This window comes from Vibrio sp. SCSIO 43137 (assembly GCF_028201475.1).
Lineage (GTDB): Bacteria > Pseudomonadota > Gammaproteobacteria > Enterobacterales > Vibrionaceae > Vibrio.
Window position 1 is genome coordinate 811,887 of sequence record NZ_CP116383.1, and the last position, 14,671, is coordinate 826,557.

Genomic DNA, 14,671 nt, shown 5'->3' on the forward strand with positions numbered 1-14,671 from the left:
TTTAGTTCTATCTCAATATTGATAACCGCCACCTAAGGCAGCGGTATTGAATATAGTGAGCTTAAGAAGCTTGCTCTTCTTCCATCTGAGCGTTGTCGACAACCTGAGTCTCACCAAGGTCATGTGGGAGGATAAGGTTAAGAACAATAGCGACAATACCGCACAGGCTGACACCTTGCAGGCTGAACTCACCTACACCAAAGGCCATTCCGCCGATACCAAATACCAGAGTTACCGCAACAATCGCCAGATTACGTGATTTATGCAGGTCAACGTTATTTTTGATCAGAGTATTCAGACCAACGGTGGCAATTGAACCGAACAGCAGAATCATAATGCCGCCCATTACCGGAACCGGAATGGTTTGCAGAATAGCACCAAGTTTACCTACCAGAGCAAGTACAATGGCAGAGACCGCTGCCCATGTCATAATGGCAGGGTTATAGGCTTTGGTCAGCATAACAGCGCCGGTTACTTCACTGTAAGTAGTATTTGGCGGAGCACCAAGCATAGAAGCTGCCATAGTGGCTACCCCGTCACCTGTGATTGTGCGGTGTAGTCCCGGCTTCTTAATGTAGTCTTTACCGGTCACGCTGGAGATAGCAAGCATATCGCCGACGTGCTCAACAGCAGGAGCAATGGCTACGGGAATCATAAACAGGATAGCGTTGATGTTAAACTCAGGTGCAGTAAAGTTCGGCATCGCCAGCCATGCAGCATTGGCAACAGGTGAGAAGTCAACCACACCAAACAGCAGGCTGAGAATATAGCCGGTCATAATACCGCCGAAAATAGGCAGCAGTTTCAGGAAGCCTTTTGCGAATACACTGATCGCAATGGTTGCGATAAGTGACAGGCTGGATATCCACAGAGCGTAGTCGGCATCTACCAACTGAACAGCGCCGTCGCCCGTTTTACCCAAAGCCATATTTACAGCGACTGGTGCTAGTCCGAGACCGATAACCATAATGACAGGGCCAACCACAACAGGTGGCAGCAGCTTATGAATCACTTCAACACCTTTTGCCTTTATCAGACCGCCAAGTAGCACATAGACCAAACCTGCAGCCATTAGGCCACCCATAGTGGCAGGGATTCCCCATGTCTGAACACCGAAAAGGATAGGAGCAATAAAAGCAAAAGAGGAGGCGAGGAAAATGGGGACTGAACGGCGGGTGATAAGTTGAAAGAGGAGGGTTCCGAGACCGGCACCAAAGAGGGCCACATTGGGATCAAGTCCGGTTAACAAAGGAACCAGAACAAGAGCACCAAACGCGACAAACAGCATCTGGGTACCCTGAAGTATGTTGGTCATTTTTTTCTTCCTGTACGCTAAACAAAATTCGCAGGATTCTATCATCTGTGTAATCGATTGCCTTAACATTTTGCTAAAAATGTAGTGATCAAGATCACGTATATTTCTGTAATTAATGACAGGTTTATTACTTTAGTATTATGGCCGGAAGAATGTTGTTGATGATAACAGACGTATGCCTGCTAATTTGTGGGCTAAGTGACTGAGTTCGCCTTGCTCCTGCTGCCAGAGTTGCTTATCATCGTTAGTTAATATCACTATTAAATCAGGGTTTGTATGCGCCATCTCGCTATTCTCTTAATCGGTCTGCTCGCTTTTCCGTCTTATTCGGAAGTAAAAGTGGATCTTTTTGATGCTGAAATCGTTCTGGATGAAACGGATACTCAGGCGGAAAATACGGCTAAGTCTGCCGGTTTACAGCAGGTTGTTGTCAGAGCATCGGGTGATAAAAACGCAGCATCAAACCCAGTTGTGGTAAAAGCCCTGCGAAAAAGTGGTCAGTACCTTTCTCAGATCAGTTACGGCGATCAGTTCGGTTTGCGTAGCCTGAAGATGGTGTTCAACCCGCCTCAGATTCAGTCACTATTAATGCAGGCAAATTTGCCTTACTGGTCAGAAAACCGCGCTAATCTCGTGGTGTGGATTGTGGAAGAGTCCCGCTACGGACGCGAGATCTTATGGGAGCAGTCCGGTAGCAGCTCAATGAATCAGCTTAAGTACTTTGCTGATTTGAGAGGATTACCTGTAACTATTCCCGTTGGTGATATTGATGATGTGACTGGTATTACCGCGCCTGAGCTTTGGGGGGGATTTGTTTCTCCAATAAGCTCTGCCAGCCTCAGATACCCGGGTGATGCCGTTCTGGTGATCCGTATTCAGAGAGCCGTAAACAGAAGTTCTATCCGCTGGACATTATATGATGAAAAACCGGAGCTTATGTTTGCCTCTAACCGTGACCCGCTCACTGGCAGCGCCAGTGGCGAGACCCATGTGGCGCTGGAAAGTGTTATTGATGAGATCAGCAATTACTACGCAACAAAAAGTGCGGTAAGAAACTCTGGTGAGCTGACGGGTACGCTTTCGGTGCAGTTTCTTAACATCACCTCTGCCAATCGCTTTTTTGCTCTTGAGAAGATGTTGAAGGAGCAAAATTCAGTCGCCAGCCTGAATGTTCAGTATCTGGTGGGCAGTGATGTGACGTTTAAAATTAACCTTCTTAGTTCACGGGAGGAGTTTGAAGCCGAGGTGATTCAAAACGACTCACTGAGAAAGTTTAGTCTCGGCTACGAAGAGGCCCCGTCAGTGATCTCTACTCCTGATGTAAATACCGATGTGGTTCAGTCCGGTGAGCTGGTGACGGAGCAGGGAAGTGTGATTCAGCCGTTAATCAATAGCAGCAATGATATCAGCTCAGGCTACACGGCGGCTCCGGTAACCGGTGTTTCTACTGAAACAGCCCTCGAAAGTGAGGAGCTGTCAAATATAAGCAGACCTCTGGTATTTGAGTGGGTAGACTGATATCTGAATTAAGATGATAGACGTATTGAAAAAAAGAGCCGCAATCGCGGCTCTTTTCTATTTCTGCTGAATCTATTTTTGTTTGGAGTATTTGGCTTTTTCCTGCTTTTCTATTTCAGACAGTTTCGGAAGCTTTAACCCAAGCTCGCGGCCTTTATTGCGTGCGTATAAAACACTGGCAACAAAGGTGGCCGAGGTAATCAGCAGTTCTATGGCTGCAAGCCAGCGCTCACCTTGATCGACATAAAGTATGGTCAATGAATGCAGAAAATAGAGCATCAGAACAAAGTTTGCCCAGGCATGGGTGTAAGCTTTCCCTGACAGAATGCCCCGTAAAGGGAAAAGTAACGGAATACACCAGGCAATTGCTGCTGTATAAGGATTGATATGCGGATGTGGTGAAATAAACACCTGCCACATCAGCACCCAACTGATCAGGGAAAGGTAGCCAATCAGAGCAAGATAACGATACTGTTTGGTTTTAGCACTATTAATAGCGTCCATATGTCTTCCTTTACAGCAGCTGCAGAACCTGCTCAGGTGGCCGACCGTGTTTTGCTTTGCCATTGGCAACCACAATTGGTCTCTCAATCAGCTTTGGATTTTCAGCCATGGCCTTAAATAGCTCTTCGTCACTCAGGTCTTTGTCTGCAAGACCCAGTTCCTTATATATGGCTTCCTTGGTTCTCATCATATCGCGCACAGCTGATAACTCCAGTTGAGAGTAGAGGGTTTTTAGCTGTTCTACACTAGGTGTCTGTTCCAGATATTTGACGATTTCCGGTTCAATGCCTTTTTCCTCAAGCAACTGGAGGGTTTGTCGGCTTTTTGAGCATCTTGGGTTGTGATAAATCACGACTTCCATGGTTTTCTCCTTTATTTCAGTCTTTGCTGAATGTTTATTGTAGTGCTAAGAAACGATCACGCTGTACCATCAATTGATCAATACGGGCGTCGTATCTCGCTTGTTCCAGACTTCCCAGTCCGGCTAGCTGACTTGCCTGAGTAAAGTTTTGCAGAGCTTTATTCCAGTTTGCCCTGAGTGCAAAAATCTCCCCGTTAGCCGCTAAGTTTTCTGCACTGTTACTCATTTTACCGTTCGCATCAGCCATAAGTTGCCAGCCAACCACATCGTCCGGATGCTGGTGGGTGTATCTCTGAAGTACAGAGAGAGCTTGCTTAAACTGATCGGCTTCGATTAACGCGTTGGCGTAGTTAACCGTAATAACTGGGTTATTAGGCTTTTTCTCCAGTGCGTTATTAAGCAGCTTTGCTGCCTGCTGCGGTTGCTCTTTATAGATATAGAGATCAGACAGTGCATCAAGATAGAAGGTGTTTAGTGGGTCTTGTTTCTGCAATTCGAGCAGTAGGCTTTCTGCTTTATCTAGCTCTCTGTTATCCAGATAAACCAGAGCTTTACCATACTGATAGGTTGGATTGAGTTGTTCAGACTTTTTCTTCAGCCTGCGATCAAACCAGTCCATAGCGGCTTCAGCGTCAATTCCCGCATATCTGGCCACTATTCTGGCTTTGGCCAGATGGTAGTTTATCGACGGTTTAAGTGTTTTTTCCGGATAGCTTTGTGCCCTGTTGCGGGAATCAGAGATTCGTTCCTGAGGTAACGGGTGAGTAAGAAGCATAGCCGGAGGCGTACTGGTATAGCGGTATTGCTCAGCAAGACGACCGAAGAAGCGCGGCATAGCGTTTACTTCAAACCCTGACTTAGCCAGAGTAACAATACCGATACGATCCGCTTCTCTTTCGTTACTTCTGGTGTAGTTAATGCTGCTCTGCATTGCTCCTGCGGTTGTTGCTGTCACTGCGGCAATACCAGCCTGAGGTGCGGCGACGGCCAGTAACAAAGAGCCGGCAAGTGCAGCAATAGTGGCAGGGGAACGTCTAGCCTCTTCTTCCATACCTCTGGCAAGGTGGCGCTGAGTGACGTGGGCGATTTCATGGGACATAACCGATGCCAGTTCACTTTCACTGTTGGCATGCAGAAACAACCCCGAATGCAGGGCGATATAACCGCCAAAAAAAGCAAAGGCGTTAATTTCCCTGTCCTGAATCAGGAAGAAATTAAATGGCGTTTTAACGTCACTGGCATTGGCGACCAGACGGTGGCCTAAGCTGGTGACATACTCATTCAGAAGTGGATCACTGATAATCGGTTTGCCGGATCTGAGCATGCGCATATAGGCGTCGCCGTAGATTTGCTCTTGCGCAATAGTCAAAGTACCTGCGGCGGCGGTGCCAATGTCCGGCAGCTCAAGGTTGTTACTTGCTGCTGAGGGGACAGTCATTGCCGCACTGACCATTAGCGCAACAAGAGAGGCTGTTTTTTTAATCATTATCTGTTGTTTACTCCTGATGTGGTACAGCTATGACCGCCAAAATCGGTTAAGGTTTCTGACTTATCGGCATTGTAGCCATTCAATTTATCAATCATATTTTCTATATTGCCATAAAGTTCGCAATTGAATGTTATGAAATTGGTAAAACTGAGTCAGTTTATGTTACAACTCCTTATACTCAGGTTGAAATCGATATCATGGATTCAGCCTTTGAAGTTGTATAGGAGTCAGAAGCGTTTGAGTATACAATACCTCTCCATTCACAATCTGAGAAGTGTAAAGTGAGCTCTTATATACTTGATTTACGTAAAGAAGGTTGTCCAATGGCACTGCTGCTGGCAAAGCGTGCAAGTCAGCAGATGAAACAGAGCTCCCTTGAGATTTATATCGCAGATAAAAGCTCAATGCAGGATATGCTTCGTTATTTCGATAAGCAGGGCTTCAATGTGCAAAGTCAGAATAACCAGCAATATTATACAGTCACCATAACGAAAGAGAGTACCTGTCCCGATGTTAGAAATGGTTAGCCGCTGGTATAAACGACGTTTTTCAGATCCCAATGCGGTGAGTCTGGTCGCCATACTGCTGTTTGGCTTTGTCATTATTTACTTTTTTGGCGGTCTGCTGGCGCCTCTGCTGGTCGCTATTGTACTTGCCTATCTGCTTGAGTGGCCGGTTGCTCAACTGGTAAAGTTTGGTTTACCCAGAGCACTTTCTGTTGCTTGTGTGTTGATTCTGTTTGTCGGTTTAATGATTCTGGCGTTTTTCGGTCTGGTGCCGACCATCTGGGATCAGGTAGGGAATCTTATCAATGATATTCCGGTGATGTACTCGGGTTTGCAGGAGTTCCTTAATACCATTCCTGACAAGTATCCGGAGCTGGCCAACTTGCAGATCGTTGAATCTGTTGTCAGTAATACCAAGACGAAAGTCATTGGTCTGGGTGAAACCATGGTAAAAGGTTCGCTGGCGTCTCTGGTGAGTATTGCTACATTGGCGGTATATCTGATTTTGGTTCCTCTGTTGGTGTTTTTCTTGCTGAAAGATAAGCAGGAGATGCTGGACACATTAACCTCTATGTTACCGAGCAACCGTAAGCTGGCGACAAGAGTGTGGAAAGAGATGAACCAGCAGATCTCCAATTATATCCGCGGCAAGGTGATGGAGATTCTTATTGTCGGCGGGGTAAGTTATATCACCTTTGTGATACTCGATTTGCGATATTCGGTATTGCTGGGTGTGGCGGTAGGTCTTTCTGTACTAATCCCATATATCGGTGCGGCTGCGGTAACGGTTCCTGTTGCTATTGTTGGTCTGTTCCAGTGGGGATTAGAGCCTCAGTTTTATTGGCTTCTTGCGGCTTATGGTGTGATTCAGGCATTAGACGGAAATGTGTTGGTCCCTATCTTGTTCTCTGAAGCAGTAAACCTTCACCCTGTGGCTATTATCAGTGCGGTACTGGTATTTGGCGGACTGTGGGGGTTCTGGGGCGTATTCTTCGCTATCCCGTTGGCAACACTGGTGAAAGCCGTATGGAACGCTATTCGCTATCAGGAAGTTGCTGAAGCCTGATAGAACCAAGTTACAAATGAACAGTAAAAAGCCCTCAAACGGTGTTCCGCTTGAGGGCTTTTTCTATTTACTGTCCGGCTTTAAGCTATTTGGCTTGTTGCAGGTAGTCCAGAACCACTTCATGGTGAGTTTTGGTTTTAAACTTATTGAAAACATGCTCGATAACGCCGTTTTCGTCGATCAAAAACGAAATTCTATGCAGTCCGTCGTAGATTTTACCCATACCTTCTTAACCTTGGTAAGTTTTTATGATTAATATTTGATTATTACGTACAGTGCTTTGTTTTATAAATGAATTTCGTTATTTTTATGCTGAAATTGATTTTTTTGTAATTCAATCATATTTTTTTAGCAATTAGTGTTAATTAAACAAGGAGTCATAACTTTATAAGAAACCAAACTTATGAGTGAGAGTATCAAGTCCTTAGAGTAAGAGCCATTCTATTTACAATTGCAATTACTGTGAGATTCATAAAGTGGTTTAGGTTTTTTAACAGAAGAGCGAACTTGTAACTTTACATTTGAAAAGTCTCTTTTTAGAGTAGGTAGTGCTGCGTTATTGCTTCAGGAAAAGGAGTTTGGTCAGATAACTTTGTAACTCTGCTTATTGGTGTTAGCTACTTTCAGGTGTAGTTTTGATTATCTTCATTTAGAAGATAATCCAGCTTATTTACTCCACACTAGCATCTATAGTCGTATAAGACTTGATTTTATCTGTTTTCTAGGTGTATCCAACTTGGCTATCAAAATGAGACGAGCAAAGCTTGTGCGGGCACAACTTACTTCCATAAATCATAAGTTGCTTCTGGGCTTTCTATACAGGGAGTTAGGACCCTAAATACGTTGGATAAGAAATGGAGCCTACATCAAGCTTTTACTGATTTTTTGCCCATAGACATCCAGTATAATTTAAAGGATGCCTATGAATCATACAGCTTAACTAAAGCTTAAATCGTGACACTATATTGACTAGCTGATTATTAACAGTAGAAACATCCTCTGCATTAACTAAAGCTTGGCGGCCATTATTCTCTAGCTCTCCCACTATTTCATTAATGGCCGTCATATTTCGACTTAACTCTTGAGTTACGCTACTTTGCTCTTCTGCTGCTGTGGCTATCTGTGAGCTCAAATCATTTATATCATCAACATAGTTTGTCATTGTGTCCAAGCTAATTGCAACTTCACTCGCACCTTCAGCAGTTTCTTGACATCGAGATTTTGTATTTTCCATTGAACTTACAACAGCTTGAGAGCCATCAAGCAAGTTGTTCAAAGCATTTTCTACCTCTTCAGTGCTATCTTTTGTTCTGCTAGCTAGGTTGCGCACTTCATCTGCTACTACGGCAAAACCTCTGCCTTGATCACCCGCTCGAGCGGCTTCGATCGCTGCATTCAAAGCAAGTAAGTTAGTTTGTTCAGCAATTTCACTAATTACACCTAATATGGTGTTAATGCTTTGTGTCTCATTATTCATTTTTTGAACATTAACTGACGATAATTCCACATCTGAAATCAATGCTGATACTGTTTGTTGTGATTGCTCCACTATTTTACGCGATTCTTTACTAGTTTCATTCGCTTGATTAGTTAGACTAGCTGTATTCGCTGCATCTGTCGCCATAGAGCTAGCTGTCGCATTCATTTCTTCGATTGCTGTTACAATCTGCTCTGTCTCCGAAACATGTCCTTGCAAAATGGAACTATTTTGTATCGATTGTTCGCGCATCATTCCTATATTCGTCTGTAAAGTGGTTGTCGCAGCTTGAATTTCTAACATCATACTTTGTAAGTTCTCTATGAACTGATTTACTCCTTTAGATATCTGCCCAAGTTCGTCGGTGGTAGTTACTTTTAGGCGTTGTGTTAAATCACCATCTCCTTGCGACAAACCTGTGATAGTATCTTTGAGAGCCAGAACTGGTTTATACAAAATATTTATTACCAAAAACGCTATAAAGGCACTAATGATTGTTGATAAAACAACAACGGTAATGGCACTATTTCTTGACTCTTCAAGCTTTGCAAACGCAACAGATTTGTCTATCCCAATAGCGAAATACCAGTTTTTATCTCCAGCTCCTATTCGATGGGAAAAAAGTATTTTCTCTTGGCCATTGAAAGAGTAATTGATTATAGAGCTCTCTTTATTTATGGCTTCTAGTGCTGCATCTTTAAACCATGGGACTGATGTCCCTTTTTCTCCAACATTTATAGCACTATATGAAGATGCTAAAAATGTAGTATCTTGGTTCAATATAATAGCTATTGCTCCTGGAATGTCATTGGAACCGTTTACTAATTCATTAAGAAACTCAAGTTTCATATCTACAGATATTGTTCCACCTTTTATCTTTTCAATGATAGTTAACCAGTAAGTCCCCCCTGAGCCAAAGTAGGGTTCTGTTACGGTAACATCGTTAGCGTTCCTACCGTCTCGATACCAGCCTCTTGTTGTAACGTCACCTTTGAACTTATGTGCGGGCCAGTCGTCTGCACTTTGATTCCAGTATGCATCCCCAGACTCAAATGCTAATACTGCACTGTTGAGATTCATAGCATTCGCCAAGAACTTCGTTTGCTCTATGATTTGATTTTCGCTACCTAAAACTTGTTTATTGCGAAACTGACTGGCTAGTTTATTAATCCCTAGCACTTTTTCATTAATCATGGTTTCAACTATCGCCGCCTTAGCTGCAACATAACCTTGGCTTTCATCGGTAATAGACTCTGTAAGCGCTTGCTTTTCTTTTAGATAGAGAATCAAACTTGAAGTGCTTACCGATAGACTCACCAGTAACATTACTGATAAAACAAGTAGCTTCTTAAATCCAATTTGTTTCATTTTTACTTGTCCTTTATAAAACCAGAAACGGAATTAACCGCATAAGTAATTAATTATAATTTATTATTAGTAATACTCGTACTGTTTAGCTAATATATAATTTAGCAACTTTTCAAAATGTTAAGGAGTTCTAATTTATAAAAGTAACAATATTCCTTGGAAAGAAATTTTCTAAGAAGAATTTACATTAAAGTTCTATACTTCAACTAGCGAATTTTTAATTTTCAGAGCGACTATATGCAACTTCGTAGATCCACCTTAATAATAACTATGTTGTTTTTGGTAACACGGTGTGCTTGGTGTGCGCAGCCTTTGACACTCGCTACTGTAGAATGGCCTCCATTTTATGGTCAAAATTTACCTCAAAAGGGCTATATATACGCAACAACAAAAGAGGCTTTTAAACGAGCTGGCTATGATGTAACGGTTGTTTTTTTACCATGGAAAAGAGCGTTGGAGCTCACGCGATTAGGGAAGTATGATGGACTGCTGGGGGTTTACCATACTGACGCTAGAGAATTAGACTTTGTATTCTCAGATACTATTCTCCATACAAAAGAAGTTTTTGTTTTTCCATCAAGACAACGTAGTAGCTATCAGTCTTTACAAGACTTACACGGTAAGACAGTTGGGGGACTAAGAGGAACTGCCCCACTGGAAGACTTAAAGCGTTACATGCCAAGTATAGATGTAGATGATGTTGCAGATGAAGAGAGGGGATTATTACAGCTCTACACAAATAGAATTGATTTGATGCTAATTAATATTGAACGTTTTAATTACTTGATGAAAGTAACCCCTTCGATAGTAGGAAGTAATGATGAATTACTTCTTTCAAAGTTAGTTTTTTCTGATTATTCATTACACTGTGCTATACGGAGATCAAAAAAGGATAGCAAGCTTATCATTGATAATTTTAATAAAGAACTAAAGGTGATCATTTCATCTGGAAAGTATGATCATTTAATTCCCAATCATACAGATGCCAGAGAGGTAGGTTTTAAATGATATTTATTGAGTAGTCTTACACATAGGATCTACGTAATTAAAATTATATCTAAGTATCACATAGATATAATTTACTTCATAGATTTACCTGAAATTATGATAGTAAAATATAGGTATTTGTTAATAACCATTTTAAGGTGAGCTACTCACTCTGCCTGAGCTTGTACAAGTAAGTAGAACCAATTCCAGCCAAGTTCATAAGAGCCAGGTCTAATCGACCTGGCTACTCCAGACTGTTAAGCTTCTATAGCTGAAGGAGAAAATGGTGACTATAATCAATTTGAGGTTACTATTATTTATAAGCCTCTTTAAACATTTACTTCTTGGCTATCTCCCAAAAGCGATCCACTTTTTCAATCGTTGTTTCGACGTGTTCTCTCAAAGCGTCTCCATCTACCGGATCTATGTTCACTCCAAGATTGTCAGCTACTTTTTTAAATTCTGGATTTTCTAGAATGTTTAAAAAATGTGACCTGATCGCTTCAACCAACTTAGGGTCTGTCCCATTACGGGTCAGCATCATCATTCTATTTACAATCCAAGTATCGTACCCAAATTGTGTAACAGGAGGTAGATCGTAAACATCAGTTTTAAGGGGCTTTTCATCAAAGACTAAAATTGCCTGCAGTTCCTTCGCCTTTACATACTCCTTTGCAAGTGAACCGTGGGTTACAGACAATATCACATCTCCTGAAATGGTCGCATTCATTGCTTCATTGGCACCATTGAACCCTACGGCTTCATAGTTAATTCCCATCTCAGATAGTAACGCAGAAATAATCAGGAACTCGGTACCGTTAAGGCCATTAACACCAAAAAGAATTTTGTTGTTTGCACCATAACGCTTTAAATCTTCAAAGTTAGTGATCCCAGATTCTGGATTTGCGACAAGTACGAAAGAGGAAGTATAGATATTCATAATAGGTGTAAAATCTTCCCACTTATACGCGACCTTATTGGTTTTGGGGCTAATAGAAAAGTTTCCTTCACTCCCATAGATGATTTTAGTTGTGTTTGGTTTCTCTCGAAGATATTCAGTTAAGGCAACAACGCCACCGGCACCTAATCTGTTTGTAGGTATAATAGGTTGTCCAAATTCATCGGTACCAAACTGAGCCATTGCTCTATTAACCTGATCTGCCAAACCACCTACCGCCCACGGAACTACCGTCGTAATCGGTTTTTTTGGCCATTGTTCTGTACTTGCCATTGTTGAAAATGCGAGTAAAGACAGCGAGATGATAGCTATCACTCTTTCGATTAATTTTTTCATTTCACTCTTCCTTATAGTTGTATTGTCCATGATATTAAATGTTGTTAGAACTGTATCAAATTATAACCCAGTACTCACGAGATCTGGACGTGAACATAGTATTAAAGCTAGAAAGTAATACTGCGATAAACATCAAAAATATCAAAAACTATTAAAGCACAGCATCGCAAGTGTGATCTTTGCAGTATTATAGTCCATATGAAATTAGGCTTTTTTTACTAAAAAGCTATCGTAGGCACTTAGTGCTAGCTGAAAAGCAGCAAGCTTACGAGAGTAGTTCTACGAGCCATGAGAGGTAATAGCTCCTTAGTTCAAGCTAAAAGAATCAATGTCGACTTTATCGAATGGAAGGTGGTTACTTGCTAAGCTAGTGGTTCGAAAAGTAGCGCAAACCGTATTTCTGAAGATATTTGTCTAACCTTTGTTCAGACTTTGACACTCAAACTTATTCTAGTGTTATAACAACTTATATTACTGTAAACGTTTACACTTTCTGTTTGGTGATAAATAAAATATCACTAAGAAAAGTTTGGTTTAAGCAAAATAAGCTCATGAGAATGTACTTTGAAGGGGCTGGTATGTGTCATTGCTCACATAAAAAGCTTGCCCATGGTGATTTGGATCACTAATTTTGGCGATTTACTGGAAAGCATGGAATACTGAAGGCATATTCGCTCGCCGTGGTAACGTTTACACTATATGCTGTAAATAACTGATTATTTCAACGTGCAGTTTATATATTTGCAGTAAAGTATTTTGCTACCCCTTCTGAGTGTTGATAAGTAAGCACTCCATTGAACTAATTTTTAAACCCTAACACGAGGTGAAGTAAATCATGGGAGCAATTGATATTGCTGTGGCGATTATTTTCATGCTGAGCGTAATTGGCGTCGGCATGATAAAAAGTAAAGATGAGCAAACACATAGTGATCATGGCGCTGCTGATTATTTTCTCGCTGGACGAGGACTTAGTTGGTGGCTAATTGGTTTTTCACTGATTGCTGCGAACATTTCAGCAGAACAGTTTGTGGGTATGTCCGGTCAAGGAGCTGGCCTTGAAGGGCTTTCTGTAGCTAGCTGGGAATGGATAGCAGCAATAACATTAGTAGTTGTGGCATTCGTACTTCTACCTTATTTCTTACGCACTGGGATAACGACTATCCCTGAGTTCTTAGAAATTCGTTACAATCACTGGGCTCGACTTGCGATGACTCTCTCAATGACACTTATTCTAGTAGGTGTTAGTTTGGTTGGCGTCATTTATGCCGGCGCAATAACCATGACTAAGTTATTTGCTGAATTTGGGTATGTTGTGTCTTTACCAGTTGCCTGTTGGATTCTAGGAGGTATGGCTGCCCTTTATGTTGCGTTTGGAGGTCTGAAAGCTTGTGCTTGGGCGGATCTTCTTCAAGGGTCAGCATTGATCATTGGCGGTGGTGTTATCACTTACTTTGCTTTTGACGCTTTGGGGGCAACAGAAATGACGTCGTTGGTTAGCTCTAATGGAGCTTCTGTCTCTTTGGTTTCAGATTACAGTTCAATTGAAAAGTTTTCAGTTCTGAATGAAAGCTCGATGCATATGGATACACCCGCTATGCCTTGGCCTGTACTGTTGTTAGGTATCTGGATTCCAAATTTTTACTACTGGGGATTAAATCAATATATAACGCAACGTATACTTGGTTCCGCTTCTTTGGGAGATGGCCAAAAAGGGCTCGTTTTAGCAGCTGGTCTTAAGCTTATAATACCATTTATCATTGTAATTCCGGGAATTATTGCATTTAATTTGTTTTCTGCTGAAATGGAAGAAAGTGCCAACATTGATGCCGGTGGAAGTGTATTCGCAAACTATGAGAGAGCATCACAAACACAAGATACTAATGTAATTTTCACACTTGACCCTAAATATGCCTTAGCACACCCAGAAAAAGCTCAAGAAATCGAACATTACAATAGCTCAGTCTTATCTCGAGTTGGTCTAGGTGCAACTGTAAATGAAGCAATAAATCCATATAAGTACGACTCTGCAATGGGTCTATTAATTACAAAACTTATACCTAAAGACAAAGGTATACTTGGTTTTGTAATTGCAGCACTCATGGGGGCAATCATCTCCTCACTTGCAGCAGTGTTAAACGCTGCGTCTACACTGTTTACAATGGATGTATATCAACGATACATTCGTTCAAATGCAACACAGTTTGAGTATGTGACCTTTGGTCGAGTATGTATCGGTGTGTTTGTTGTAATTGGTTGTGTTGTAGCACCAATGCTAGCCGAGTTTAAGAGCATATTCGGATTTATTCAGTCTTTCCAAGGGTATGTTTCAACGGGTATTCTTGCAGTATTTATATATGGTTTAGTTAATCGTACTTCAGGGAAATGGGCTGGTGTTATTGGTATAGTTGCCAACGCAATTATATACGCATACCTGCAATCAGCTCATGCAGAATTACACTTCCTTTATAGCATGTCCTACTGTCTTATCGCTGTATTAGTGATCTTAAGTTTATATGGAATGGTGTTTAAAGCAGAGCGGGTCGAATTCGAGTCAAATACGACCTTAGATATGACACCTTCTGTTGGTGCGCGTAATTGGGGTATTGTAGTTTGTATTCTCACGGTAGCACTCTACATTATATTTTGGTAATGGTGCTTAAAAATATATAGAACATCGATATTATTTATGAGCGCCAGTGCAGTACTGGTGCTCTTTATTAGTTTTTATTGATTTATACAAGGTGTTATTACTAATTTAGATAAAACAACCTAGAAATTTTTATTTA

11 protein-coding genes and 1 pseudogene are annotated in these 14,671 nt (G+C 41.5%); 5 read left to right on the forward strand and 7 right to left on the reverse strand.

All coding sequences use genetic code 11. The features are described from left to right. Positions 1-61 precede the first annotated feature (61 nt). Complete coding sequence (locus tag PK654_RS03930) at positions 62-1,315, reverse strand: uracil-xanthine permease family protein (protein ID WP_271697791.1); 1,254 nt, start codon at positions 1,313-1,315, stop codon at positions 62-64. 276 nt (positions 1,316-1,591) lie between these two features. Between PK654_RS03930 and PK654_RS03935 the strand changes: the two genes are divergently transcribed. Continuing rightward, positions 1,592-2,833 carry a DUF2066 domain-containing protein gene (locus tag PK654_RS03935; protein WP_271697792.1) on the forward strand — a complete coding sequence of 414 codons (1,242 nt, stop codon included), beginning with the start codon at positions 1,592-1,594 and terminating at the stop codon, positions 2,831-2,833. Positions 2,834-2,905: 72 nt separating this feature from the next. Here the strand turns inward: PK654_RS03935 and PK654_RS03940 are convergent, their stop codons facing one another. The 3 genes from PK654_RS03940 to PK654_RS03950 are packed head-to-tail and all read right to left on the reverse strand — an operon-like array spanning position 2,906 to position 5,184. After that, positions 2,906-3,337 (reverse strand): DUF2069 domain-containing protein, encoded by a 432-nt coding sequence (locus PK654_RS03940; protein WP_271697793.1) that lies wholly within the window; start codon positions 3,335-3,337, stop codon positions 2,906-2,908. Between the two features lie 10 nt (positions 3,338-3,347). Then, complete coding sequence (gene arsC, locus PK654_RS03945; protein ID WP_271697794.1) at positions 3,348-3,698, reverse strand: arsenate reductase (glutaredoxin); 351 nt, start codon at positions 3,696-3,698, stop codon at positions 3,348-3,350. 34 nt (positions 3,699-3,732) lie between these two features. Next, complete coding sequence (locus PK654_RS03950; protein WP_271697795.1) at positions 3,733-5,184, reverse strand: M48 family metalloprotease; 1,452 nt, start codon at positions 5,182-5,184, stop codon at positions 3,733-3,735. A gap of 284 nt (positions 5,185-5,468) precedes the next feature. On the opposite strand from PK654_RS03950, the gene PK654_RS03955 reads away from it, so the two are divergent. Both PK654_RS03955 and PK654_RS03960 read left to right on the forward strand, forming a co-directional pair. Next, a complete protein-coding gene (locus tag PK654_RS03955; RefSeq protein WP_271697796.1) occupies positions 5,469-5,714 on the forward strand; it encodes a sulfurtransferase TusA family protein in 246 nt (81 codons plus the stop codon). Continuing rightward, positions 5,698-6,759 (forward strand): AI-2E family transporter, encoded by a 1,062-nt coding sequence (locus tag PK654_RS03960; RefSeq protein ID WP_271697797.1) that lies wholly within the window; start codon positions 5,698-5,700, stop codon positions 6,757-6,759. Before PK654_RS03955 ends, PK654_RS03960 begins: the two co-directional genes overlap by 17 nt. A gap of 85 nt (positions 6,760-6,844) precedes the next feature. Here the strand turns inward: PK654_RS03960 and PK654_RS03965 are convergent. After that, positions 6,845-6,982, reverse strand: a pseudogene (locus PK654_RS03965) (thioredoxin-dependent thiol peroxidase); the annotation flags it as partial. A 717-nt stretch (positions 6,983-7,699) separates the two neighbouring features. After that, positions 7,700-9,604 (reverse strand): methyl-accepting chemotaxis protein, encoded by a 1,905-nt coding sequence (locus tag PK654_RS03970; protein ID WP_271697798.1) that lies wholly within the window; start codon positions 9,602-9,604, stop codon positions 7,700-7,702. Positions 9,605-9,841: 237 nt separating this feature from the next. On the opposite strand from PK654_RS03970, the gene PK654_RS03975 reads away from it, so the two are divergent. Then, the gene (locus PK654_RS03975; protein WP_271697799.1) at positions 9,842-10,612 is read left to right on the forward strand and encodes a substrate-binding periplasmic protein; all 771 of its coding nucleotides are present in this window, start codon (positions 9,842-9,844) and stop codon (positions 10,610-10,612) included. A gap of 316 nt (positions 10,613-10,928) precedes the next feature. Here PK654_RS03975 and PK654_RS03980 read toward each other — a convergent pair whose 3' ends face one another. Beyond that, positions 10,929-11,885, reverse strand: coding sequence for a tripartite tricarboxylate transporter substrate binding protein (locus PK654_RS03980; protein ID WP_271697800.1), 957 nt, complete (start codon positions 11,883-11,885; stop codon positions 10,929-10,931). 835 nt (positions 11,886-12,720) lie between these two features. Here PK654_RS03980 and PK654_RS03985 point away from each other — a divergent pair. Further along, entirely contained in the window at positions 12,721-14,535 is a 1,815-nt protein-coding gene (locus PK654_RS03985; RefSeq protein ID WP_271697801.1) for a sodium:solute symporter family transporter, read from the forward strand. The last annotated feature ends 136 nt before the right edge of the window (positions 14,536-14,671 follow it).

Excerpts from the sequence above, each read along its gene's own strand:
- PK654_RS03930 (WP_271697791.1), bottom strand. The coding sequence starts at position 1,315 with ATGACCAACATACTTCAGGGTACCCAGATGCTGTTTGTCGCGTTTGGT.
- PK654_RS03935 (WP_271697792.1), top strand. The coding sequence starts at position 1,592 with ATGCGCCATCTCGCTATTCTCTTAATCGGTCTGCTCGCTTTTCCGTCT.
- PK654_RS03940 (WP_271697793.1), bottom strand. The coding sequence starts at position 3,337 with ATGGACGCTATTAATAGTGCTAAAACCAAACAGTATCGTTATCTTGCT.
- arsC (WP_271697794.1), bottom strand. The coding sequence starts at position 3,698 with ATGGAAGTCGTGATTTATCACAACCCAAGATGCTCAAAAAGCCGACAA.
- PK654_RS03950 (WP_271697795.1), bottom strand. The coding sequence starts at position 5,184 with ATGATTAAAAAAACAGCCTCTCTTGTTGCGCTAATGGTCAGTGCGGCA.
- PK654_RS03960 (WP_271697797.1), top strand. The coding sequence starts at position 5,698 with ATGTTAGAAATGGTTAGCCGCTGGTATAAACGACGTTTTTCAGATCCC.
- PK654_RS03970 (WP_271697798.1), bottom strand. The coding sequence starts at position 9,604 with ATGAAACAAATTGGATTTAAGAAGCTACTTGTTTTATCAGTAATGTTA.
- PK654_RS03975 (WP_271697799.1), top strand. The coding sequence starts at position 9,842 with ATGCAACTTCGTAGATCCACCTTAATAATAACTATGTTGTTTTTGGTA.
- PK654_RS03980 (WP_271697800.1), bottom strand. The coding sequence starts at position 11,885 with ATGAAAAAATTAATCGAAAGAGTGATAGCTATCATCTCGCTGTCTTTA.
- PK654_RS03985 (WP_271697801.1), top strand. The coding sequence starts at position 12,721 with ATGGGAGCAATTGATATTGCTGTGGCGATTATTTTCATGCTGAGCGTA.